Origin of the sequence: Ruegeria marina (assembly GCF_900101475.1) — a bacterium.
Lineage (GTDB): Bacteria > Pseudomonadota > Alphaproteobacteria > Rhodobacterales > Rhodobacteraceae > Ruegeria_B > Ruegeria_B marina.
The window spans coordinates 110,459-132,651 of sequence record NZ_FMZV01000008.1 but is presented as its reverse complement, the minus strand read 5'-3'; the positions used below and the strand labels follow the sequence as shown (position 1 = coordinate 132,651).

The following is a 22,193-nucleotide window of genomic DNA, read 5'->3' as shown; positions in this document are numbered from 1 at the left end:
GCTTACATCTTCGCCAGAAGGTCGAGCAACTTCTGGCTGGCTGCATCGCCCTCGCCGAAGGCCTTGTCGAAAGCCGGACGCATGACGGCTTCCAGCGCCGCGTTTTCCTCTGGCGTCGCGATATGGACCTTCACACCCTTCTCGCGAAGCTGATCAGGCCCGGCTGCACCGGCTGCTACCGAGGCTTCCACCGCCCATTCTGCCGCCTTGAGACCCGCTTCCTCCAGAGCAGCCTTCGACTTGTCGGACAAACCGTCATAGAAGGCGGGATTCAGATAACCGTGCAGATAGGCCGACAGGACGGGCACGACGGTAAAGGCATCCTGCACTTCGTAATACTTCCGCGAAACGGCCGCGGCCACGTCGGTAATGGCCCCATCGATCACCCCTGTAGCGAGAGCCTGATAGACTTCCGAACCGGGCATGGCCGTGGGTGTGGCGCCAAGTGCGGTGAATGCTGCGTCGAACGGCGGCGTGAGGCCGCGGAACTTCAGACCCTGGAAGTCCTCGGGCGCGACAAGGGGTTCGCCATTCGTGGTGAAGACGCTGGTATTGGTCTGAAACATCCAAACGACGTTTTTCACCCCTTTCTCGAGAAGCTTCTCCTCGAGGAAAGCGGCAGCCTCCGAGGTTGGCCACTTGCGCCAGATATCGACGTCACCGAATGCGAAGGGCGCGACAGTGACGTTCATGATGGGCAGCGTCTTGCCCCACTGGAAGTTCAGAGAAAAGGCGCATTCGATGTCGCCCTTGGCGGTCGCGACGATATTCTCGCGTGCGCCCACGAGGCTGTCGGCCCCGAATATCTGCACATCGATCTCGCCCTCGGACAGAGCCTCGACCTCGGCTGCCCACCGGTCAATGACCTGTGCGATGTGGTGTGCAGGCGGCAACTGGTGGCTGCAGCGCATCTCCGTCTGGGCCATCGCGCCGGTCGCGCTGGCCACCAGGCCGGTGAAAACCAGCGCGGATTTCTTGATCGGGTTCATGTCGGTTTCCTCCCTTTGATATGAACTCAGGCAGCTGGCTTTGCGCGCCAGGCTGCGTTTTGCGGCGGTCCGGCGCGATTGAGCGCCCCGTGAAACGCCTCGCCCGGCATCGACTCCTCGGCGATTGCCCGGGCCTTCTTCAGTCCCTCCAGATCGATGCAGGTGGGAAATCCCATGCTTTCAGCCAAGAACACGATATCCTCGAATACCACGTTTCCCGTCGCACCCGGTGCAAAGGGACAACCGCCCAGCCCACCGAGCGAAGCATCAATAACGCGTGCGCCGTTGTCCAGCGCGGCGGCCGCATTCGCCACCCCCATGCCGCGGGTGTCGTGAAGATGGATGATGAACGGCCGGTCACCGCAAAGACGCGCCATGGCGGCGCAAAGCGCACCGACCGCGCGCGGCCCAGCATAGCCCACGGTATCCGCAAGACCGACAATGTCGGCTCCTTCATCGAGACAGGCCTCAGCCAGGCGCAAGACCTCGGCAGGCGCGACGGCACCCGAAATCGAGCAACCAAAGGCCATCGCGATCCCGGCATTGACGACCTTGTCCGGTGCAATTGCATCGCGCCGGGCGGCAAGCTGCCCAACTAGAGACACCGCGTTGGCGCGCGAGCGTCGCATGTTGGCTTGGCTGTGCTCTTCAGTTGCCGAGACAACGCAGACCACTTCGCTGACACCCGAGGCCACCCCCTCCTCGACCCCACGTTCGTTCAGGGCGAGTGCCGCGGAATGCAGACCAAGCGTCCCGGCGGTCTCGATAACTTCCAGAATATCGCCGAATTGTGGAAAGCGGGCTGCGGGCAGGAATGAGCCGACCTCGAAATGCCGAACGCCGGCGCGGGCCTCAGCCGCCAGCCAAGCGCGTTTCGCCTCGGTGTCAGGCCAGGTCCGCACAAGCTGCAATCCATCGCGCAAGCCGACTTCGCGCAGGCTGATCCGGTCCGAGGGGTAGATTTGCGACAGTCTCTTCATGCTACCACGATCGCTCTGCCGCTTGCCTGACTGATCTCCTCTTCATTCAGCCCGAGACCACCGAGCACATCTGCCGTATCTGCGCCAACCTCGGCGATATCGACAGATGGGCCCACAACAAGCGTCTGGTCGACTTCAAAGGGCAGTCCCGGTGCGCGGTAGCTCTGTCCCTCTGGCAGTTGCGAGGTCAGCAGCCCGCCCTCGCGCAGAACATGAGGGTCCGAGTACATTTCCGCCGGTCGGTGGATGGGCGCAAAGGGGATTCCCGCCTGTTCCAAAGCGGAAATAAGCTCTTCGAATTCCCGCTCCCTGACGGCTTGGGCGAAGATGGGCAGCGTCCATTCCCGTGCCTCTATCTGTGCCATCCGGTCCTGAAGGCGGGGATCACTCAGAAGATCGTTGAGGTCCAGCAGCTTGCACAGCGTGACCCACTGGCCTTCGGTGACGGCTCCCACGAAGATCTGCCGCCCGCCTTTGGTTTCAAAGATGTCGTACACGGCCCAGGAGAATTCCCGCTCGGGCATGGGCGGGGCCTCGCGGCCTTCGATGTCAAACTGAACCATGTGTTGGGCCACGAGCAAAAGGCAGTTCTCGAACAATCCGGTGCGGACCGCATGCCCCTGCCCGTCTGTCTGCCGCTGATAGAGCGCTGCGAGAATCCCGAAGGCGCCGAAGAGTCCACCCATGATATCATTGGCCGAAGACCCGATACGCAAAGGTCGCCCGGTGGGGCCGGTCATGTAAGCCATTCCGGTCATCATTTGCACCACTTCATCCAGCGCGGTGCGCTTCTCATAGGGCCCTTTCAGGAACCCCTTCAGAGAAGATACGATCAGGCGAGGATACTTCGCCCGCAGGACATCAGGGGCAAGGCCCATGCGGATCAGGCTTTCGTCGCGAAAGTTCTCGATGAAGACGTCCGCCGTTTCCAGCAGGTCATGCAACGCGGCGATGCCGGCCTCGCACTTGAGGTCGAGCGTAACGCTTTTCTTGCCTCGATTGAATGTCGGGTAGAAACCGCGGCCCATGCCTGTCAGATCGCGCGTCTTGTCGCCTTCAGGCGGCTCGACCTTGATGACCTCGGCACCGAGAAAGCCCAGGAACATACCACAGGATGGCCCCATGATCATATGGGTCATCTCGACCACACGTAGCCCCGCCAGTGGTTGAAACCTGTCTGCCATCCGCAATCCTCCTCCGAGTCGTAGGATAGCCAACCTGAAGAATTGAGGGTATTAGAGAGTATTCAGCCCTCCATTCGGAAATCCAGAATGCTTGATACGCGTCAGCTACGATATTTCGCTGCCATCTATGAGTTCGGATCGCTGAACCGCGCCGCCGAAGAAGTGCGCGTGGCGGCGTCTGCACTCAGTCATCAGCTCGGGCAACTCGAGGCGCAGCTCGGAACACAGCTCTTTCGGCGCAAGTCACGGGGCATGGAGCCAACGGCAGCCGGCCTGCGCCTGTACGAACATGCAAGGTCGATCCTGAAAGCCATCGAGGCCGCGCAAACCGATCTGAAGACGGCCGACCGGCGGATCGCCGGGCAAGTCGCCGTCGGCATGTCCTACTCGAGTGTCAAGGCAATTGGAGTCGAATTGCTGTCAATCGTTCTTCGTGATTACCCGGATGTGAAGCTTGTTTTGAGCGAAAGTCTCTCGGGAGCCGCTTTGCCGCTTCTGCTGGCGTCCGACGTCGACATGGCGCTGATTTATAACCCGCCTGCCGAGGCCGGCTTGCGGAGCCAGCCAGTTCTGGAGGAAACCATGGTCTGTGTCGGTCGCCCGGAAGTCATCGGCGACACCGACGACCCGATTACCTTCTCAGACTTGTTGGAGCTTCCGATCATCCTGGTCCGCCAGGGTATATCGGCTCGGGCGATCATGGATGATGTGGCGCTGCTTAAGAAGATCGAGGCCCGAGCCATCCTTCAGATGAACTCGGTGCAGGCTATCGGTGGCGCAGTCGAGGCGGGGCTTGGTTGTGTCATTGGCACGCGACTGTTCATGCAGGAACAGCTCGATCGGGGAACGGTGCGGGCAAGACCGATTGTTTCTCCAACCCTGTCTCGCACACTCTATCTATGCAATCTCGCATCCCGTCCACCCTCGTATGCAACCGAAGCGATTTGCGATCTGATCTTTGATCTGGTCCGACGGGCTGTTGAGGAGGAGCGCTGGAGTGCAAGATTGTTACGATAGTTGAGCTGAAACCGTCCAAAGGCCACAAGCACACATTCAAACGAGCCGGTGGGTGCTGTCATTTGTGGACGGCCCCGGTTTTGCAAGGTTTTCCTAGCGACATGGATAGAAGCAGGTTGCGGGTTTGCCTTGACGATGGCGAATGCACCCCCGCATTCGCGGGGGCACTTTTCTCAGCTGAAACACCGGTTTCAAGTCACTTCAACAGTACATCAAGCGGCACTGGTTGACTGATTGTCCAGTTGTCGGCAACGGCCGGTTTTCCGTTCGTGATCTCGACGATCTGCATTTCGGCAAAGTTCTGGTGGTGCAGATCGGCCGTGAAGGTGCGCGGGCCGAATGCGGTCGGCTCGCCCTGCATCCTTTCAAGCTCCGCCGTCACCGAGGCACCATCGAGCGAGCCTGCCCGTTCTACGGCCTTGGCCCAGAGATCGAGCAGCACATAGCCCGGATAGGCGTAGGAGCTTGCCGGGCGAGCCCCGGTGGCCTTTTCGTAGGACTGGTTGAATGCCTCGACCTCCGGCCGCGGATCATCGCCATAGATCGACCCCTGCACCGGCACAGCAAAGCCCGACAGATCAGGCGTCGCATCCAGCCAGTAGGAACCGTCTACGGCAGAACCGTTGAGTATCAGCGAATTGATCCCCGCCGCCCGGATCTGGCGCACTGCCGAGGCGGCGCCGGGGATATAGGAGCAGAGCATGATCACGTCGGGCTCGTCCGGCAGTGCCTTGATCCGGGTGATCTGGCTGGCGATCGAGGCATCATCGTTCTTGAACGTGTCGCGGCCCACGATCTCGGTCCCGTCGATCCGTGGGAACATCCAGTCGAAGCCGCTGCAGATCCCCTTGTTGTATTCGATGGTGGTATCCAGCAGCACATAGCCGGTCCTGGCCCCGCGCCTGGCATGGCTCCACTCGGCCATCGTCGCGCCCTGCACCGCCGCCAGCACCGAACCCGAGAAGGAATGCGGGCCGACGCCCTGAATGCCGGCCTTCACATCCTCGGCGCAGAGGAAGAAGGAGACCATCCCCTCGGCCTCGGCCGAGAGTGCCGCGGGCGCACCGAAGTCGTAGTCGCAGCTCACGATCATCATGTCGGCGCCTTCGTCGATCACCTGAAGCCCGGCCTTGGCCGATTGCTGGCGGTCGGTCTTGGTGTCGGCTTCCACCCATTTGATCTGCCGGCCCAGCAGCCCGCCATTGGCATTGATCTCGTAGATGCGGATCTTGGCAGCCGTCGCGGCGGGCGTATCGTATGCCTCCATCCAGCCGGATTTCGCAATCGCGAAACCGATGGTGATATCCTCGGCCATGGCAGGCCATGCCAACGCGGCAAAAGCCGACGCAAGTGCAAGTCGTTTCACAGGTCTACTCCTCAGTTGGTTGATTTCGCGCCGTACATGCGCGATTGGCGAAGCCATTGGGGCTTCAGTTTGAATTCCTTACCGGCAGTCAGCCCGTTGGGCCGCACGATCAGCACAAGGATCATCGCAATCCCGATCAGGATTTCCTGGCTGCCCGAGGGGATCGCGAAATGCGTCGCACCAATGGCCACGCCCTGCTCGGCCCGCACCAGCAGTTCGATCAGGAGGGACAGCAGCAAGACCCCCATGACCGCACCCGACAGGCTGCCGATGCCACCCACCACCAGCATGGCGAGCGAAATGAAGGTGATCCCCAGATAGAAGCTGTCAGGGTTCAACACGCCGATGGAATGACCCAGCAGCGCGCCGGACACACCGGTGAAGAACCCCGAGATCACCAGCGAAAGCAGCCGGTGTCGGTACATGTCAATGCCGCTTGCACGGGCGGCCACCTCATCCTCGCGCGTGGCCCTCAGCGCCAGTCCCGAGGCGGAATTGGCATAGAGATTGGCCGCAAGGATCGCCGCAACCGCCCAGCCCAGCGCCACCCACTGATCCACGTATCGCGGCAGCCCCACGACCGAGCTGGTCGCCCCCGTCACCCCCTCCCAGTTGGAATAGACGGTGTTGACGATGGCCAGAAAGGCGAAGGTGGCAATCGAGGCGGCGATCCCCGAAAGCCGCAGGATGGCCGCACCTGACACGAGCGCGATGAAGGCCGCCAGAACCCCACCCGCGATGGCCGCAGGGAACACTGGCCACTGGGCCTGCATTAGCCAGTCGGGCAGATCGGGCAGGAACAGCGCCTTGGATTGCGGTTTCAGCGTCAGCCAGGCCGAGCAATAGGCGCCGATCGCCATATATCCCGCGTGGCCAAAGCTGATCACGCCCGAATTGCCGACAAAGATCCAGAGCGAGACCACCAGCACCACCCGCACCAGGGTTTCGGCCGCGGTACGCGCCAGCGCCTTGTCGCCGAAAAGCGCCACCAGCACGACAAGGCCCAGAAGCAGACCCGACAGGATTACCGGCGTCGAATAGGCCGCGATACGATTGCTTGCGTGTTGCGATTGCATGTCAGACCCTCGGCTTGGCAGATGCGGGAACGAACAGCCCCTGCGGCCGCAGCAGCAGGCAGACGATCACCAGCGTGTAGAGAAAGGCATCGCGGAACGGCCGCGCCTCGAGCGGCAGCCAGGCCTGCAAGACAACCGAAACGATGCCCACCAGGAACCCGGCAGCCACGGCGCCGGGAAGTGAGCCCAGACCGCCCAGAACCGTGGCGATAAAGGCCACCAGCATGATCTGCCCGCCCATCTTCACGTCGGCCACACCGGTCTGCGTCACCATGATCAGCGCCACCGCAGCAGCCAGCGCGCCCGACAGGGCAAAGGCCCCGGTGATCACCCGGTTGGCCCGCACCCCCAACAGCCGCGCCATGGTGAAATTCTCGGCCGCGGCACGCATTTCCAGCCCGATCCGGGTCCTTTTCAGCAACAGCGCCAGCCCGGTCACCACCAGCAGGGTCGTTACGATCACGATCAGCTGCAACAGCGGTACGCTGGCACCGGCGATATTCACGGGCATATTCAGCCCGGGCCACAGGCTGATCGCCTTGGGCCGCCCGCCATAAGCGGCCAGCAACGCGTTTCGGATCACGAAACCCAGCGCGAAAGAGGCGATCATCATCGCCACCGGATCGGCCCGCCGCAAATGCCGGAATACGGCATATTCGCTGGCCACCGCGACCAGCCCGCCCAGGGCAAGGATCACCGGGATCAGGATCAGCGCTGGCGCGTGGCCCAGAAACATCACCGCCACCGCGTCGGTCGAGGGAACGATCAGGGCGAAGACGCAAAAGGCGATGTATTCGCCATGCGCGAAGTTCACCAGGTTCATCACCCCGAAGATCAGTGCGATCCCCAGCGCCGCCATGGCATAGAGCCCGCCAAGCGAGGTCGCATCAAAGAAAAGCTGGGCAAAATTGGTCATGTTGCCGTCTCCGTCTGTTTGCCGGACTGGCCAAAATAGGCCGCAGCCAGCGCATCGCGGTCGGCCATGTCGGCGGCATTGCCCTCGCTCACGATCCGCCCGCCGCGCATCAGCACCATGCGCCCGCCCACCCGGGCCGCGCGCAGCGAGCTTTGCTCGACGATGAGCAGGGTCAGCCCGCGTTCCTCCTGCAACGCGCAGAGCGTGTCATAGACCTGGTCCACGATCTTCGGCGCCAGCCCCAGCGAGGGTTCGTCGACCATGATCAGCTTGGGGTTCGTCATCAGTGCCCGGCCGATAGCCAGCATCTGTTGCTGTCCACCCGACAGCGCACCCGCCGCCGCGCTGCGGCGCTCGCCCAGGATCGGGAAGCTGGCGTAGATTTCGGCGATATCCACGTCCACCGCGTCGGCATCGCGGCGCAGCCCGGTGCCCACGCGCAGGTTCTCCTCGACCGTCAGCGAGCAGAATATCTCGCGCCCCTCGGGCACCATCGACAGCCCCAGCCGGGCGATCGCCTCGGGCGCGCGGCCGGTCAACAGATCGCCATCCATCTCGATACGGCCATGGCTTGTCGCCACCGCGCCGCTGATCGCCTTGAGCAGCGAGGACTTGCCCGCCCCATTCGGCCCTGAGACAAAGACGCGCTCGCCCTCTTCGACATGCAGCGTCAGATCGTTCACCGCCGGCACCTTGCCGTAGCGTACCGAGATATCGAACACCCCCAGCTTCGACATCACGCGGCCTCCTGATCGGCGCCGAAATAGGCGTCTCGTACCCGCTGGCTGACAGTGATCGCGGCGCGGTCACCCTCCTCGATCACCTGCCCGGCATCGAGCACATAGACATGCGCGCTGACCGACAGCACCAGCCCGACATTATGTTCGATCAGCAGAACTCCGATGCCCAGCTCGTCCGCCACCCGGGCGATCAGCGCGGCGAGGTCGTCGGCCTCGGCCTCGGACATGCCCGCCGCCGGTTCATCGAGCAGCAGAAAGGAGGGCGCGAACATCAGCGCGCGGGCGATGCCAACCCGGCGCTCGTCGGTATAGGGCAGCCCGGCGGCGGGTTTCTCGGCCAGATCGGCCACGCCCATCCAGTCGAGAACCCGCATCGCCTCGACCTCCGAGGCGTGGCGCGAATGGCCTAGCCCCACACCCGTCACCGTGAGGTTGTCGAGCACGTCGAGACCGGTGAACAGCCGCCCCGCCTGGAATGTGCGCGCCACGCCCTCACGGCGCAGAAGATGCGCGGGATGCGTGCTGACATCGCGCCCCTTGAGCAGGATGTGCCCCGTGCTTGGCGCCTGGAACCCGGTCAACACGTTCACCAGCGTCGTCTTACCTGCGCCGTTCGGACCGATCAGCCCATGGACCGCGCCCGGGGTCACGGTGAGCGTCACGTCGGTGAGAGCCTTGAAGCCGCCGAACGCCACCGTCACCCCGGACGCAGCCAGGGAGCACCTGTTATCGCCGCCCATCCCCACCGCTCACGCCTCGATCAGTTCTTGGGCCAGCGCAGCGCGCGTGGCCAAGACATCCGCCGTCAAAACGTAGGTTCCGGTCTCATGCAGGTTCACCGCCCAGCCCGGCTCGACAACGATGGTCGTCGTCACCTCCTCGATCACCGCCGGCCCGTGCAGCACATCGCCGGCCCCCAGCGCCGCGCCATCATAGACCGGCGTGTTCTGGGACGCGCCGTCAGCGCTGAACACCATATCGCGATAGGTTTTCAGCGCCGAAGCAGCACCTTTGCCGGCCGCGATATGCATCCGCTGCGGTTTGTCGACATGGCCGGCTATCGCGCTTTCCACGTTCACCACCTCGACGGCGCTATGCGGCTCGTCATAGGTGTAAAGCTCGCGGTGGCGCGCGTGGAACGCCGCCTTGATGTCATCCAGCGCGCATTCGGTCACCTCGAAATTTCCGATTTCAACAGTGCATTCATGCACTTGCCCGACATAGCGCATGTCGAGCGTACGGCGGATCGAGATATCGCTCTCGCCAAACCCGTCGCCCGCCAGATCCTCGCGGCCACGCGCCTCGAGCCCTTTGAAGAGCCCGTCCAGCGTCTTCGCGGCTGCCGCGCCCTGAAGCCGCAGCGGCGCCGGCGCCATATAGTTGTACTTCACGTCGGAAATGATCTGCCCATAGGCGCAAAGCCCCGAGGCGAGTTTCGAGATCAGCACTTTGGAAATGCCCATTTCGCGCGCCAGTGCCGTGATATGAGCCCCGGTCGCCCCGCCCGCGCCCATCAGTACGAAATCGCGCGGGTCATAACCGCGTTCCACCGAAACCCGGCGGATCGCGTTCACCATGTTGTTGTTGACGATGGTGAACATGCCGTAAGCGGCCTTTTCCACGCTGATCCCCAGCGGATCGGCCAGATGCGTCTTGATCGCGGCACGGGCCTTTCCGATGTCGAGCGGCAGCCGCCCACCAACGAGGCCATCGCCGTTGAGATAGCCCAGCACCAGGTTGGCATCGGTCGTCGTCGGCCGCTCGCCGCCCTGGCCGTAGCAGGCCGGCCCCGGCTCGGACCCGGCCGATTGCGGCCCCATCTGCATCAGACCCATCTCGTCGATCCAGCCGATAGAGCCGCCGCCAGCGCCCAGAGTTTCCACTTGAATCATTGGAATTCCAATGCGATAGCGCAGGAAGTCGATGTTCTTGTTGACGTTGGCCTTGCCGTCCTTGGTGAGCGTGATGTCGAAAGAGGTACCGCCCATGTCGCAGGTGATGATGTTCTGCTCACGCCAGGGCGCACCCACGTCGAGTGCCGCCTGAGGTGCCGAAGCGGGGCCAGAGTTGATGGCGTATACTGACTGATCCGTCACCACCTTGCCCAGAGCCAGCCCGCCATTCGACTGGAAATAGCGGACCGGGTGTTTCGACCCCAACTCGCGAAAATAGGAGTCGATCGCCTCGACATAGCGTTGCAGGATCGGCGCCAGATAGGCGTTCACGATGGCGGTCGAGGTCCGGGTGTATTCGCGCACCTGCGGGTAAAGCTGGCTGCCGACGGTCAACCGCACATCCGGCATCATCTCGCGCACGATTTGGGCCGCGCGCATCTCGTGTTCGGGATGCAGCACCGACCAGACAAAGCTGATCGCCACCGATTCCACGCCTTCGGCGATAAAATACCGGCAGGCCGCGCGAACATCCTCCTCGTTCAGCGGGGTGCGGACCGACCCATCCGAAATGACCCGCTCGCTCACCCCTTTGCGCAGGTGGCGCGGCACCAGCATCGTCGCGGGCGGATATTCGGGATCGTAACGATAGCCGTCTTCCTTGTGGCCCAGCCGGATTTCAATCGAATCCTCGTGGCCGCGCGTCGCGATCAACCCGGTTTTGGCGCCGTTATGGGTGATCAGCGCGTTGAGCCCCACGGTGGTGCCGTTGATGCAGAGATCCGAGTTCGAAACGATCTCTTCCGCGCTCAGCCCGGTTTCCTCGGTGATCAGGGCCAGCCCGTTGCGGATGGCCTTGGTCGGTTCCGTAGGGGTTGAAAGGACCTTGAAGATCTGCACCTCGCCACCGGCGCTTGCCAGGATGAAATCGGTGAAGGTGCCGCCGGCGTCGATGCCCAGACGATATTTGCTACGCATGAGAATAATCCTTTTATGTCAGAGACTTCAGGCCGCCGCGCGGGCCTTTGCCGTGGCGGCCTTGTCCACGGTCAGCGTTTCTGGGTCGGCAATCACCACGCCATAGTCGAGACGCGCGCCCTCGATCGACACGAGCCCGTTGCGGATATCGGCGACCACCTTCTGCACATCGCGTTCGAACGGGTTGCCGTAGCCGCCGCCACCGGGATTGATATTGGCCGCGCGTTCGCCGGGCTTGATGGTTTCGATCACGTTGTCGGTGATGATCCGGGTTTGCCCGTCGCGGGTGACTTCCAGACGACCGACCTTTTTCTCGACCATGGCGGATTTCGCTCCGGCCGCGCCCATCGCCGGAATGCGGCGGCCCTCGCCAAAGGTGATCAGCGTCATGTCGCGGTCGAGCGGTTCGACCTCCCAGCGGGTGCCCGAGCCGCCCCGGAACTTGCCCGCGCCACCGCTGTCGGTCATCAGCCCGTATTCGTGGATGATGATCGGATAGGAATGCTCCAGCATCTCGATATCGCCGCTGGTCAGCGCGCCGAAACAGCATTCCGGCCCGCAGGCGTGCCAACCGTCCTGGCTGGCCGTCGCCCCGGCGCCAGAGATGATCGAGGCCAGCACCATGGTCACGTATTCCTCGTCGTGCCGGGTATCCCAGCCTGCTATGTTGCAGCCGTTCGCATGACCCCAGGAGGCCGAAACCTTCTCCGGCGCCGCCTGTTCAAAGGCCAGCCGCACCGCGTCGGTGAGCGTTTCCATCGGTGTCGTCGTGCAGTTCATGTGCGGCGCGGGCGGCTTGGCGTTGCAGAGCGTGCCCTTGGGGCCCATGTCGACCGTCACATTGCGATACAGCCCTTCGTTATAGGGCGGCGGCAACTGGGCAAACATCATCAGGCCCAGATAGACGCCGGAATAGGAATTGCCCTCGTATGAATTGATGAAATAAGGGATCTGCGGCGGGCTGGCGATTTCGATATGGCAAGTTTCGCCCTTGATCGTCACGGTCGCGGTGATGTCGAAATCACCAAAACCGTGGCCCGCGTCCTCAAGTACCGCGGTACCGGTATAGGTCCCGTCCGGGACCTTGGCGATCAGTCCGGACATGTGCCGGTTGGCCATCGCCAAAAGCTCTTCGATGCAGTCCTGCACCACGTCCTTGCCGTATTTGTCCATCAGCGCGATCAGGTTGCGCGCGCCCACCTGGCAGGCGCCGATCAGGGCGTTGAAATCGCCCTCCTGGTCGCGCCGCGCCCGCATGTTGGTCAGCAGCAGGTTCAGTACATCGTTGCGCGGAACACCCTTGTCCCAGATCTTGACCGGCGGAATGCGCAGCCCCTCGGCAAAGATCTCCTTGGCCTCGGGGTTGTATCCCGCCGGAACCGGCCCGCCGATATCGGTCAGGTGGCCCTTGCACACGGTCCAGAACACAAGCTCGCCCTTGTAGAACACCGGGTAATACATGCACGTGTCGATGATGTGCGACCCGGCATAGTCGGGGTCGTTGTGCAGGATCAGGTCACCCTCGTTGATGTCGCCATCGAAGAACTTGTTGACCGCCTTCATCGCCGGGATGAGCGACCCCAGATGAATCGGAATGTCCTGTCCTTGCAGGATCATCTCGGGTGTATGGTTGAAGAGCGCAGTGGAATAGTCGTGCGCCAGGTTGAAGACCGAGCTGCGTGCGGTCTTTTCCAATGCCATCGTCATCTCGCGCTGGGTGGTTTCAAGAACGCCTCTCACCACTGAAAGCGTGATCGGGTCGACTTGTCGTTCTGCCATGGTTTCCGGTCCTCTGCTTGGGTGCAGAAGCCGCGCCAGCCGGGTCTTGGTTCTTCCCGGATTCGGCGCATTCCTTCCGCACGTCGATCTGCCAAACAGGGTTCACGGGAAAACGATTCCGGTCTTGACGATCCGCGCACAAAGCTTTGGCAAATGGCGCAGTATAATTTGTCAGCCAGCGCAGGATGAGTTGACGCAGAGCGCAGAACGCCTGTTTTCCTTTGGTTTCGCGTGCTCCCTGACGTAACGTTCACGGTGGGAGGACCAATCGATGACAGCCGCGTTCCGCTTTTCGACGAGTGCGACAGAGCCGCAGCATCGTTCCAGCAAATGGAATGCAGTAGTGTCAGAAGCCTATTTTCCGCTCGAGCTGCAATTCCGCGATCCGGTACGGTTCGACGGCGAACTGACCCGCTCCGAGCTTGGCCATGTCGGCATGTCGCGGCTGACCTCTGATCCGGTGAACTATGAACGCCGTCGCTCGCATATCCGGAGCGCGCAGGAAGAGCAGTATCTGGTCACCCTGCCCCGCGCCACCTCGGTCGAGTTTCGCCAGTTGGGCCGCGATGTGCGCTGCGATCCCGGCGGGTTCATCATCGAACGTGGCGATGAACCCTATCGCTTCCTCTACGAGCGCCCCAACGATCTCTATGTGCTCAAGGTCAGCCGCCGGGCGCTGGCCGAGCGGGTGCGCCAACCCGACCGGTTTTGCGCCCGGGTCATCGACGCCACCACCGGAACGGCGGGGCTTTTCGCCACCATGGTCAGCCACGCGCAGAGCCAGATCGACGATCTTACGGCGACGGCCCGCGAAACCATCGGTCGCCAGTTGCTTGAACTTCTGGGCCTTGCGCTCAACGACGCATCGAACGCGAGCGAAAGCGGCTATTCCTCGGTCCGCGCCGCACATCTCTCGCGGGTCGAGAAATACATCCGCGCCAACCTGAAAGACCCCGATCTGTCCCCCGATCTCATCGCCGAAGCCTGCGGCATCTCCAAGCGGTACCTGCATGATCTGTTCAAGGATGTGAACGGCACGGTCAGCCAGCAGATCCGCGATCAGCGGCTGGTGGCCGCGCGCGACCGGCTCCAGGCCTCGCGCGATCTGCCGATTTCCGAGGTGGCCTATCGGTTCGGCTTTGCCGATCAGGCGCAGTTTTCGCGTCTGTTCAAGGCCAAGTTCGGGATGACGCCATCAGAGTTCCAGCGCAGCGCGGCGCTTCGCCCCGCCTGATCCGGCTGCCGCCCGCCCGCGCAGCATCGCGCCTGCAAGCAGCAGCGCATTCACCCGCCGCGCCGCCGAATCCGAGCGCGAGTTCAATAGTACCGGAACCCGCGCGCCCAGCACGATCGAGCCGGTTTCCGCCTGCCCGTGGAATTTCCATGCCTTCGCCACGGCATTGGCCGCGTCGATTGTGGGAAACAGCAGCAAATCCGCCGCCCCCGCCGCCGGCATGTCCTGTAGACCCTTGATCCGCGCCGCCTCGGGCGACACGGCCACGTCATAGCCCATCGGCCCGCCGATCTCGAACCCGGGCAGCCCCCCGCGCGCCAGCGCCTCAGCGTCGCGTGTCGCCGGAATCGCATCACTGGCCTTTTCGGTCGCGCAAACGGCGGCCACCTTTACAGGCCGCACACCCAGCCCGGCGAAAAGTGCCGTGGTATTGCGCACGATCTGACGCTTCTGTTCCAGCGTCGGCATCGGCAGGATGCCGTTATCCGTCGCCGCGATCAGCCGCCCGAGCGAGGGCATTTCCGCCACCGTCACATTCGACAGGACATCGCCGTCGCGCAACCCGTCGGCGCGGTCGACCACCGCGCGCAGATAGCTGGTGCTGTCGACATGGCCTTTCATCAGCACATCGCCGCGCCCCGCGCGAATGGCGGCCACGGCCGCGCGGGCGCATTCATGGACGCCAGAAGCCGGCACGACCTCGATGGCCCCGTGCAACTCCGGAATCATCAACGGCGCCATTGCCTCGGAATCGCCAGTCACCACCGCGCCGTCGATCAAGCCGCTCTCCAGCATGGTCGCCAGCGCCACGATTACCTCTGTCGCTTCACCGCCGGCCACCACGGGCCGCAGCGGGGCAGCGGCGCGGGCAAACCCGCGCAGCGCCGCGAACGACCGTACCGCTGTCATGCCGCTTGCGCCGCAAGCGGCCAGCGCATCGCCTGCTCGGTCCCGCACAGCACCCGCGCGGCACCTTCGGCCAGCGCCCGACACTCGTCGCTACCCGGATAGGTGAAGAGGGGCGCCAACCGCGCCAGCTTGCCGTCGAGATATCCGCGCACGCGGGAGCTGTTGGCCAATCCACCGGTCAGAACGATCCCGTCGAGATCGAAATCCGCCACCGAAGCCATTGCGCCCACCGTTTTGGCCACCTGATAGAGCATCGCCTCGAACACCAGCGCCGCTCTCTCGTCGCCTGCCGCGATCATCGCCTCTACGCGGCGGATGTCCTTGGTGCCTAGCAACCCGTAAACCCCGCCCTGCCCGTAAAGCTTGTTCAGCAGTTCCTGGCGCGTGTAGCGCCCCGAATAGCAAAGCTCGATCAGGGGCAGCGGTGGCAGGCCGCCCGCCCGCTCCGGCGTAAAAGGCGAGGATTCCATCCGGTTCGAACTGTCGACCAGGCGCCCGCCCAGCAGTGCCGCGATGGAAAACCCGGCCCCCAAATGCGCTACCACCGCGCGCAATTCGTCAAACGGCTTGCCCAGATCGCTTGCCAGCCGCCGACCGCAGGCGCGGATATTCAACGCATGAACAAAGGAAAACCGCGGGATCTCGGCAAAACCCGAAACCCGCGCCACGGGCGCCAGTTCGTCCACGCTGACCGGATCGACAATGAAGGCGCGCGCGCCTTGCGCGCTGGCAATACGATGCGCCAGCGGTGCCCCCAGATTGCTGGCATGTTGGTAAACCGGGCGGTGCAGCGCGACAGCGACTAACGCGTCGGAAACCTCGATCACCCCGGCCGGGACCGGCGTCAGCATGCCGCCCCGCCCGGCGCAGGCCACCAGCCGCACATCCGGATGCCAGTCCAGAAACGCCGCCACCTGGGCCGCACGAAAGTCGAGCTGGGCCGCGATGTTCGAAAACTGCGCCATCTCGGCTTCGTCATGCTCGAAGGTTTCTTCTGCCAGCAGTTCCACCGCACCGCCGCGCGGCGCGTAGAGCGCGCAGCGCGTCGTCGTTGTGCCGGGGTTGATCGCCAGAATGGCCTCCATCCCGCTCATCCTGCGAACTCATAGGCGGTCTTGACCGTGGTATAGAACTCGGCGGCATAGCGTCCCTGTTCCCGCTGGCCATAGGACGACCCCTTTCGCCCGCCGAAGGGCACATGATAGTCGACCCCGGCGGTTGGCAGGTTGACCATCACCATTCCAGCCTTTGCCCGCTGCCGAAACGCGCGCGCATGTTTCAGACTGCCGGTGCAGATGCCCGCGCTCAGGCCGAATTCGCTATCGTTGGCCAGCGTCAGCGCTTCTTCGAAATCGGCGGCCTTGATCACGCTGGCGCAAGGCCCGAAAATCTCTTCCCGGCTCGAACGCATCCTGTTCGACGCCCCCAGGAAAACCGCAGGCCGCTGAAAGTACCCTTCGGCCTTGCCGTTCAGCCGCTCGCCGCCGATCACTTCGCAGCCCTCGTCCCGCGCCAGGCTGACATAGGCGAGATTGCCCTGCAATTGCGCGTCAGACACCACCGGCCCGACCTGGGTTGCACTGTCGAGCGGGTCGCCCACGCGCAGCGTCTGCGCCCCTTTCACCAGCCGTTTGACAAAGGCATCATGAATACCCGCTTCGACGATCAGCCGCGACGACGCGGTGCAACGCTGCCCGGTCGAATAGAACGCACCATTCAGGCAGACCTCTGCTGCGAGGTCGAGATCGGCGTCGTTCAGAACCACCATCGGGTTCTTGCCGCCCATCTCGAGTTGCAGCTTTTTCAGACCCCGCGCGGCATCGGCAGCCAGCGCCCGGCCCACCGGCACCGAGCCGGTGAAGGAAATCGCATCGACGCCGGGATGTTTCACGAGGGCATCTCCCACCACCGCGCCGCGCCCCATCACCAGGTTGAACACGCCGGCAGGCACCCTCGCCTGGTGCAGGATTTCGGCCAGCAGATGCGCACAGCCCGGCGTCAGGTCGGCGGGTTTGAACACCACGGTATTGCCATAGGCCAGCGCCGGGGCGATTTTCCATGCCGGGATCGCGATGGGGAAATTCCACGGCGTGATGATCCCGACCACGCCCACGGGCTCGCGCGTCACCTCGACGCTCACCCCAGGACGGACCGAGGCCAATGCATCGCCGCAGATCCTCAGCGCCTCGCCCGCGAAAAAGCGAAAGATCTGCCCGGCGCGCATCGCCTCGCCGCGTGCTTCGGCCAGCGTCTTGCCTTCCTCTCGCGCCAGCAGATGACCGATCTCGTCCGCGCGCGCCAGAATGGCCTGGGCCACCGTTTCCAACAGATCCGCTCGGCGTTGGGGCGTGCTGGCCGCCCAATCCGCGAGCGCGCCTTGTGCGGCCGCCACCGCCGCTTGCACCGTCTCCGTCGAACCCTGGGCATAAAGCCCGATCAGGTCGGCCCGGTTCGCCGGGTTGCGGTTTTCCGACGCATCGGACGCGCCAACCCATTCCCCGGCAACGAGGTTCATTTTCATCGCAGTTCCTCCAGTTGGGATAGCGGACTCAGGCCGCCCGCGCCGCCTTGCCGATGGCCGCCTCAAGCGCGGCTTCGAGGATATCGAGGGCCTCGTCTACCTGCGCCATCGGAACGGTCAGCGGTGGCAACAGGCGCACCACGTTGCCATACGTGCCACAGGGCAGGATGATCAGCCCGCGCGCCTCGGCCTCGGCCACGATCGCCTGCGTCAGGGCTGCATCAGGCGCCCGTGTCGCCCGGTCGGTGACCAGTTCGAACGCCACCATGGCGCCGACGCCGCGCACATCGCCGATCGCCTCCATCCCCTGCCGCGCGGCCATCGCCTCTAGCCGTTGACGCAACACATCGCCCACCTGTTCGGCCCGAATGCACAACCCCTCGTCCGCTATGACATCCAGCACTGCATTTGCGGCGGCCACGGCCAGCGGATTACCCGCATAGGTACCCCCGATCCCGCCCGGCGGCGCCGCATCGACGATCTCGGCCCGGCCCGTGACCGCCGACAGGGGAAAGCCCCCGGCCAGCCCCTTGGCCATCGTCACCAGGTCGGCCGCCACACCTGCATGTTCCATGGCAAAGAGCTTGCCGGTCCGCGCCATGCCCGCCTGCACCTCGTCCGCGATCAGCACGATCCCATGCCTATCGCACACTGCCCGCAGCCCGCGCAGGAACTCTGGCGGCGCGACGTTGAACCCGCCCTCGCCCTGTACCGGCTCGATGATGATCGCCGCCACCCGTTCCGGATCGATCGTGGAGCGGAAGAGTTGTTGGATCTGCGCCAGGCTCATCTCGGGCGTGACCCCGTGATAGGCGTTCGGGAAGACCGCATGATACACCTCGGGCGGCATCGCTCCAAAGGAGCGCTTGTAGGGCTGAACCTTGCCGCAAAGCGCCATCCCCATCAGAGTGCGGCCATGAAACGCGCCCGAAAAAGCGATCACACCCGACCGTCCGGTAAAGGCCCGCGCCATCTTGACCGCGTTTTCAACCGCTTCGGCCCCGGTCGTGACCAGCATGGTCTTTTTGGCGAAATCCCCCGGAGTAGCCGCGTTCAACCGCTCGGCCAGACGCACATAACCCTCATAAGGCGCAACGTGGAAACAGGTATGGGTAAAGGCCTCGGCCTGTGCCGCAACCGCCGCCATCAATTTGGGGTGGCGGTGGCCGGTATTGTTAACCGCGATCCCGGCGGCAAGATCGAGATAGCGCTTGCCGTCAACATCCCACAATTCGGCGTTTTCGGCGCGTGCCGCATAGATGCGACGCGTCGCAACGCCATTGGCCACCGCCGCTTTACGCCGGTCGATAAGATCCTTGGTTCGCGGCATCTCGCCCTCCATGCAAGAGTATATTGAGCACAATTAGCTCAATATTTAAAGCATCTCAAATCTTTTTTCCCAAGCCCGGTTCGGGTAAATTCCAGTCAAGCGACCGAGGGAAGGATACCAGAATGACCGATTTTGATGTCGGCGCGAGATTGCGGGAACTTCGCATAAACAAAGGATTTTCCCAACGCCAACTGGCCGAGGCCGCAGCTGTTCCCCACGGCCAGATCTCGATGGTCGAGACCAACCGCAGCAGTCCTTCTGTCGCCACATTGCGCAAAATTCTGGGCGGATTGGAGATCACGATGTCTGAGTTTTTTGAGCCCGAGGCGAATCAAGTGAATGAAATCTTCTTTGCCCCGGACCAGTTCAAGGATCTCACCTCGCGCATCTATTCCGATCGCCCCGAAACCCGTGGCCGCATGGCCCTGAAGCAGGTCGGCAACGCTCGCGAACACGGGCTGCAAATACTGCACGAAACCTATGAACCGGGCGCCGACACAGGCGACGACATGATATCTCACCCTGCCAGCGAAGGCGGAATCGTCATCGCGGGCGAGCTCGAAGTGACGGTCGGCGACAGTGTTCGCATTCTCAAGACCGGTGACGCCTATCTCTTCAACTCGCGCGAGCCACACCGCTTTCGCAACATATCCGACCGCATCGCGGTCGTGGTGTCAGCCTGCACGCCACCATATCTTTGATCCCGAGCAAGAGCGCTCACCCAAACCGCAAACCGAACGCCCATGAAGATAAGACTCAAGGGGCCCGTCAGACAGATTCCAATTGGTCTCCGGTTGGAGAGTGACCCTGCTGTTTATGCCACAGCAAGTTTACGCCACCGGGCAAGAGCGACAGCGCGGTTGAGCTTGAAAATTTGTCGGCAGGCGAGGCGGCGCTTAGAATTGAAATGGTTGAAGACCGAGGCGTTAACGGCGGCGAACATCTGCAAACTTCGCATCCTCCGGAACCTTAGCATTGACCGTTTTCGTCGTCGAAACGGCAGGTGTGAGTTTTCGACCTGATTGTTCAGCCAGCGCCCCGTTTGCCGGCGACGCCCCGCACCAACTTCCCTCAGGGCGGCACCGTGGGACCGGAGCCTGTCGGTCACGACCACTTCGGGGTGTCCATGCTTACGCATTGCGTTCCTTAGACATTTCAGCGCGGCCTTCTTGTCCAGCTTCTTCGTGACGTAGCTCTCAGGGACTTCGCCCTCGTGATCCACAGCCCGCCACGGGTAGTGGGGTTCGCCATTGATCTTCACGGACATCTCGTCGAGATGCCAGCATGATCGGCTCGACTTCATCCCTTCGACAAATCGTTTTCCGATCTCGTTGGCAAATATCGGCCCGAACCGGTACCACCAGAACCAGGCCACCTCGGCTACTGCCTGCCCCGCATCCTGAGCGTGATCCGGAAATCGTCCCCCGCGCGCTTCGGCTCGACCAGCCAGAAACCAACGATCACTAGCACGAGCGAGCCCCAAGCCAGCGGCGAAAGACGTTCGCCCAACAACAGCATCCCCCATGCGATCCCGGCCAGCGTCTGGGAATAGGCCATCTGACTGGCAAAGACCGGCCCCGCCGTCGCCACGAGTTCAAGTGCCAGAACCAGCGCGGCGGCTGTCGATACGCCGAGCGCGAGCACGATGATCTCGCGCTGGCCGAACGAGGCCGAGGGAAGGAACAAAGCGTCCTGGGCAGCGGCAAAGGGCAGCAGGAACAGCGCCGAAAGCGCCATCATCAACCCGACTGTCGCGCCAGCGTCGATGTGCCTCGGGCGCCAGGACATCAGAAGCGTATGCAGCGACAAAAGGAAGGGAAGCACCAGCGCCGAGATCTGCCAGAGAAGTTCGCCCTCACCACCGGCACCCTGCATCAGAAGAACGACGGCTATCCCGGCGAAGCCGACCCCGAGACCGAAGAAACGCCGCAGGCTTGGACGCTCGAGCGCCAGAAGCGCAGCCAGCAGGAAAACCATGAACCCCCGCGAACTTCCGATCAGCGCAATCATCGTGGCCTCGACATGGGCCGCGATTACCACGGTCAGAAGTTGGTAGAGCGAGCCGAGCAGCACCGCCCAAAGCGCGAGAAACCCGAAGTCCCGCAATTTCAGGCGCGGCAGTCCCCGGCGAAGGACCGACGCCGAAAGGCAAACCGCCGAGGCGACGACCGCCGACCAGAATACCAGCCCCAGCGGCGGCACATCGCGGGCCGAGGCGAGACGGCCAAGCGCGGGCGCGATCCCGAAGATGCTGCCCGCCGCGAGAACCAGAAGCGTGCCGCGAAGGGTGCGCACCGTCAGGTCGGCGCGGCGCTCGCGGTCGTAGATTTCCTCGGCCAGGCTGCGGAAGACTTTGGCGAGCCCGCCCAGAGGATCGTTCCGTGCGGCCACGTCTGCAATGGCGAGTTCCGTCGGACGAAAAGCCCCACCCTCGATCACCTGGGCGGCCCTGGTCAACGTATCGATGTCGCGGAAATAGGCGAGCTCTCGGTCGCGGAACCGTTTGCGGGCGAGAGAGGCGTTCATCCGAGCCTTGAGAATGGCCGGCTCAAAGTTCTTGGGCAGAAAGTCCTCCGCGCCAAGTTCGATGGCGCGGGCGACGCTGTCGATCTCTTCGTCCAGCGCCGAGATCACGATGACCGGGATGTCGCGCAACGCGGCATCGGCCTTCATGACGCTCAGCACCTGGTAGCCGTCCACCTCGGGCATGACAATGTCGAGAAGCACGATGTCGAAAGTTGTCTCGCGCAAGATGGCAAGCGCCTCGGCGCCGCCGGTGACAAGCTGGGTCCGGTGGCCGAGCGCGGTGACCGCCTTGCCAAGCTTGCGGCCGCTGACTCGGCTGTCGTCGACGATCAGGACCGATGCCTCGGCGGTGGTGTCTGGGGGGGGCAGGTCAATCATCTTTCGGACCGTGGCCCTTCAAGATCGCCAAGGTTCAAGCCCGCGAGCGCGCGCCTGGCAAGGTCCTCTTCGTCCCGGATACGCCGGGCAAGCCCGACGGGGTCCTCCGGACCGCCTTCAAGGCACGTCCTTTCGAGCACGGCACAAAGCTCCGCCAGCCGCGCCGCGCCGAAATCACGGGCGTTCGACTTTAGCGTATGGGCGGCGATCTTTAGGGCCGTAAGGTCTGCTCTGCCCGCTGCGTCAAGGATGCGCCGGACGAGCTCGGGGGCGTCCTCAAAGTAGTCGTTCCGCAGATCCTCGAGTTCTTCGACATCTCCGCCCACGACCTCCAGCAGCCGTTTCAACGCGGCCAGGTCTATGTCAGCGTTTTCCATC

Annotated in this window: 19 protein-coding genes and 1 pseudogene; 3 read left to right on the top strand and 17 right to left on the bottom strand. The window is 63.3% G+C overall.

What is annotated here, in order from left to right; all coding sequences use genetic code 11:
• Positions 1-2 precede the first annotated feature (2 nt).
• From dctP to BLT75_RS12795, 3 genes are read right to left on the bottom strand one after another with little or no spacing between them, the layout of a single operon-like run.
• Positions 3-989, bottom strand: coding sequence for a TRAP transporter substrate-binding protein DctP (gene dctP, locus BLT75_RS12805; protein ID WP_093032057.1), 987 nt, complete (start codon positions 987-989; stop codon positions 3-5).
• Positions 990-1,015: 26 nt separating this feature from the next.
• The gene (locus BLT75_RS12800; RefSeq protein ID WP_093032054.1) at positions 1,016-1,969 is read right to left on the bottom strand and encodes a hydroxymethylglutaryl-CoA lyase; all 954 of its coding nucleotides are present in this window, start codon (positions 1,967-1,969) and stop codon (positions 1,016-1,018) included.
• Positions 1,966-3,153, bottom strand: coding sequence for a CaiB/BaiF CoA transferase family protein (locus tag BLT75_RS12795; RefSeq protein WP_093032051.1), 1,188 nt, complete (start codon positions 3,151-3,153; stop codon positions 1,966-1,968). Before BLT75_RS12795 ends, BLT75_RS12800 begins: the two co-directional genes overlap by 4 nt.
• A gap of 87 nt (positions 3,154-3,240) precedes the next feature.
• On the opposite strand from BLT75_RS12795, the gene BLT75_RS12790 reads away from it, so the two are divergent.
• Positions 3,241-4,170 (top strand): LysR family transcriptional regulator, encoded by a 930-nt coding sequence (locus BLT75_RS12790; protein ID WP_093032049.1) that lies wholly within the window; start codon positions 3,241-3,243, stop codon positions 4,168-4,170.
• A gap of 196 nt (positions 4,171-4,366) precedes the next feature.
• Here the strand turns inward: BLT75_RS12790 and BLT75_RS12785 are convergent, their stop codons facing one another.
• Genes BLT75_RS12785 through capB form a run of 7 tightly spaced genes read right to left on the bottom strand, consistent with a single transcriptional unit; the run spans position 4,367 to position 12,917 of the window.
• Positions 4,367-5,536, bottom strand: coding sequence for an ABC transporter substrate-binding protein (locus BLT75_RS12785; protein WP_093032046.1), 1,170 nt, complete (start codon positions 5,534-5,536; stop codon positions 4,367-4,369).
• An 11-nt stretch (positions 5,537-5,547) separates the two neighbouring features.
• Positions 5,548-6,612, bottom strand: a complete 1,065-nt coding sequence (locus BLT75_RS12780) for a branched-chain amino acid ABC transporter permease (protein ID WP_093032043.1) — start codon at positions 6,610-6,612, stop codon at positions 5,548-5,550.
• A gap of 1 nt (position 6,613) precedes the next feature.
• Positions 6,614-7,528, bottom strand: coding sequence for a branched-chain amino acid ABC transporter permease (locus tag BLT75_RS12775; protein WP_093032040.1), 915 nt, complete (start codon positions 7,526-7,528; stop codon positions 6,614-6,616).
• The gene (locus BLT75_RS12770) at positions 7,525-8,265 is read right to left on the bottom strand and encodes an ABC transporter ATP-binding protein (RefSeq protein ID WP_093032037.1); all 741 of its coding nucleotides are present in this window, start codon (positions 8,263-8,265) and stop codon (positions 7,525-7,527) included. The genes BLT75_RS12775 and BLT75_RS12770 overlap by 4 nt, the downstream gene beginning before the upstream one ends.
• The gene (locus BLT75_RS12765) at positions 8,265-9,008 is read right to left on the bottom strand and encodes an ABC transporter ATP-binding protein (protein WP_093032034.1); all 744 of its coding nucleotides are present in this window, start codon (positions 9,006-9,008) and stop codon (positions 8,265-8,267) included. The genes BLT75_RS12770 and BLT75_RS12765 overlap by 1 nt, the downstream gene beginning before the upstream one ends.
• A gap of 9 nt (positions 9,009-9,017) precedes the next feature.
• A complete protein-coding gene (capA, locus tag BLT75_RS12760) occupies positions 9,018-11,138 on the bottom strand; it encodes a caprolactamase subunit alpha (RefSeq protein WP_093032032.1) in 2,121 nt (706 codons plus the stop codon).
• A 27-nt stretch (positions 11,139-11,165) separates the two neighbouring features.
• Positions 11,166-12,917 carry a caprolactamase subunit beta gene (gene capB, locus BLT75_RS12755; RefSeq protein WP_093032029.1) on the bottom strand — a complete coding sequence of 584 codons (1,752 nt, stop codon included), beginning with the start codon at positions 12,915-12,917 and terminating at the stop codon, positions 11,166-11,168.
• Between the two features lie 343 nt (positions 12,918-13,260).
• On the opposite strand from capB, the gene BLT75_RS12750 reads away from it, so the two are divergent.
• The gene (locus BLT75_RS12750; protein WP_245706508.1) at positions 13,261-14,151 is read left to right on the top strand and encodes an AraC-like ligand-binding domain-containing protein; all 891 of its coding nucleotides are present in this window, start codon (positions 13,261-13,263) and stop codon (positions 14,149-14,151) included.
• Here the strand turns inward: BLT75_RS12750 and BLT75_RS12745 are convergent.
• The 4 genes from BLT75_RS12745 to gabT are packed head-to-tail and all read right to left on the bottom strand — an operon-like array spanning position 14,113 to position 18,911.
• Positions 14,113-15,060 carry a phosphate acyltransferase gene (locus tag BLT75_RS12745; RefSeq protein WP_093032023.1) on the bottom strand — a complete coding sequence of 316 codons (948 nt, stop codon included), beginning with the start codon at positions 15,058-15,060 and terminating at the stop codon, positions 14,113-14,115. The two genes, BLT75_RS12750 and BLT75_RS12745, sit on opposite strands and share 39 nt — an antisense overlap.
• Positions 15,057-16,154 (bottom strand): butyrate kinase, encoded by a 1,098-nt coding sequence (gene buk / locus BLT75_RS12740; protein WP_093032020.1) that lies wholly within the window; start codon positions 16,152-16,154, stop codon positions 15,057-15,059. The genes BLT75_RS12745 and buk overlap by 4 nt, the downstream gene beginning before the upstream one ends.
• Positions 16,151-17,581 (bottom strand): aldehyde dehydrogenase family protein, encoded by a 1,431-nt coding sequence (locus tag BLT75_RS12735; RefSeq protein WP_093032018.1) that lies wholly within the window; start codon positions 17,579-17,581, stop codon positions 16,151-16,153. Before BLT75_RS12735 ends, buk begins: the two co-directional genes overlap by 4 nt.
• A gap of 28 nt (positions 17,582-17,609) precedes the next feature.
• Positions 17,610-18,911 carry a 4-aminobutyrate--2-oxoglutarate transaminase gene (gabT, locus tag BLT75_RS12730; RefSeq protein ID WP_093032246.1) on the bottom strand — a complete coding sequence of 434 codons (1,302 nt, stop codon included), beginning with the start codon at positions 18,909-18,911 and terminating at the stop codon, positions 17,610-17,612.
• A gap of 122 nt (positions 18,912-19,033) precedes the next feature.
• On the opposite strand from gabT, the gene BLT75_RS12725 reads away from it, so the two are divergent.
• Positions 19,034-19,612 (top strand): cupin domain-containing protein, encoded by a 579-nt coding sequence (locus BLT75_RS12725; protein WP_093032016.1) that lies wholly within the window; start codon positions 19,034-19,036, stop codon positions 19,610-19,612.
• A gap of 113 nt (positions 19,613-19,725) precedes the next feature.
• On the opposite strand, the pseudogene BLT75_RS12720 reads toward BLT75_RS12725, so the two are convergent.
• From BLT75_RS12720 to BLT75_RS12710, 3 genes and pseudogenes are all read right to left on the bottom strand, one after another.
• Positions 19,726-20,289: pseudogene (locus tag BLT75_RS12720) on the bottom strand (DDE-type integrase/transposase/recombinase); the annotation flags it as partial.
• Between the two features lie 2 nt (positions 20,290-20,291).
• Entirely contained in the window at positions 20,292-21,815 is a 1,524-nt protein-coding gene (locus BLT75_RS12715) for a response regulator (RefSeq protein ID WP_093032014.1), read from the bottom strand.
• Positions 21,812-22,192 (bottom strand): Hpt domain-containing protein, encoded by a 381-nt coding sequence (locus BLT75_RS12710; RefSeq protein WP_093032011.1) that lies wholly within the window; start codon positions 22,190-22,192, stop codon positions 21,812-21,814. The genes BLT75_RS12715 and BLT75_RS12710 overlap by 4 nt, the downstream gene beginning before the upstream one ends.
• Between the last annotated feature and the right edge of the window lies 1 nt (position 22,193).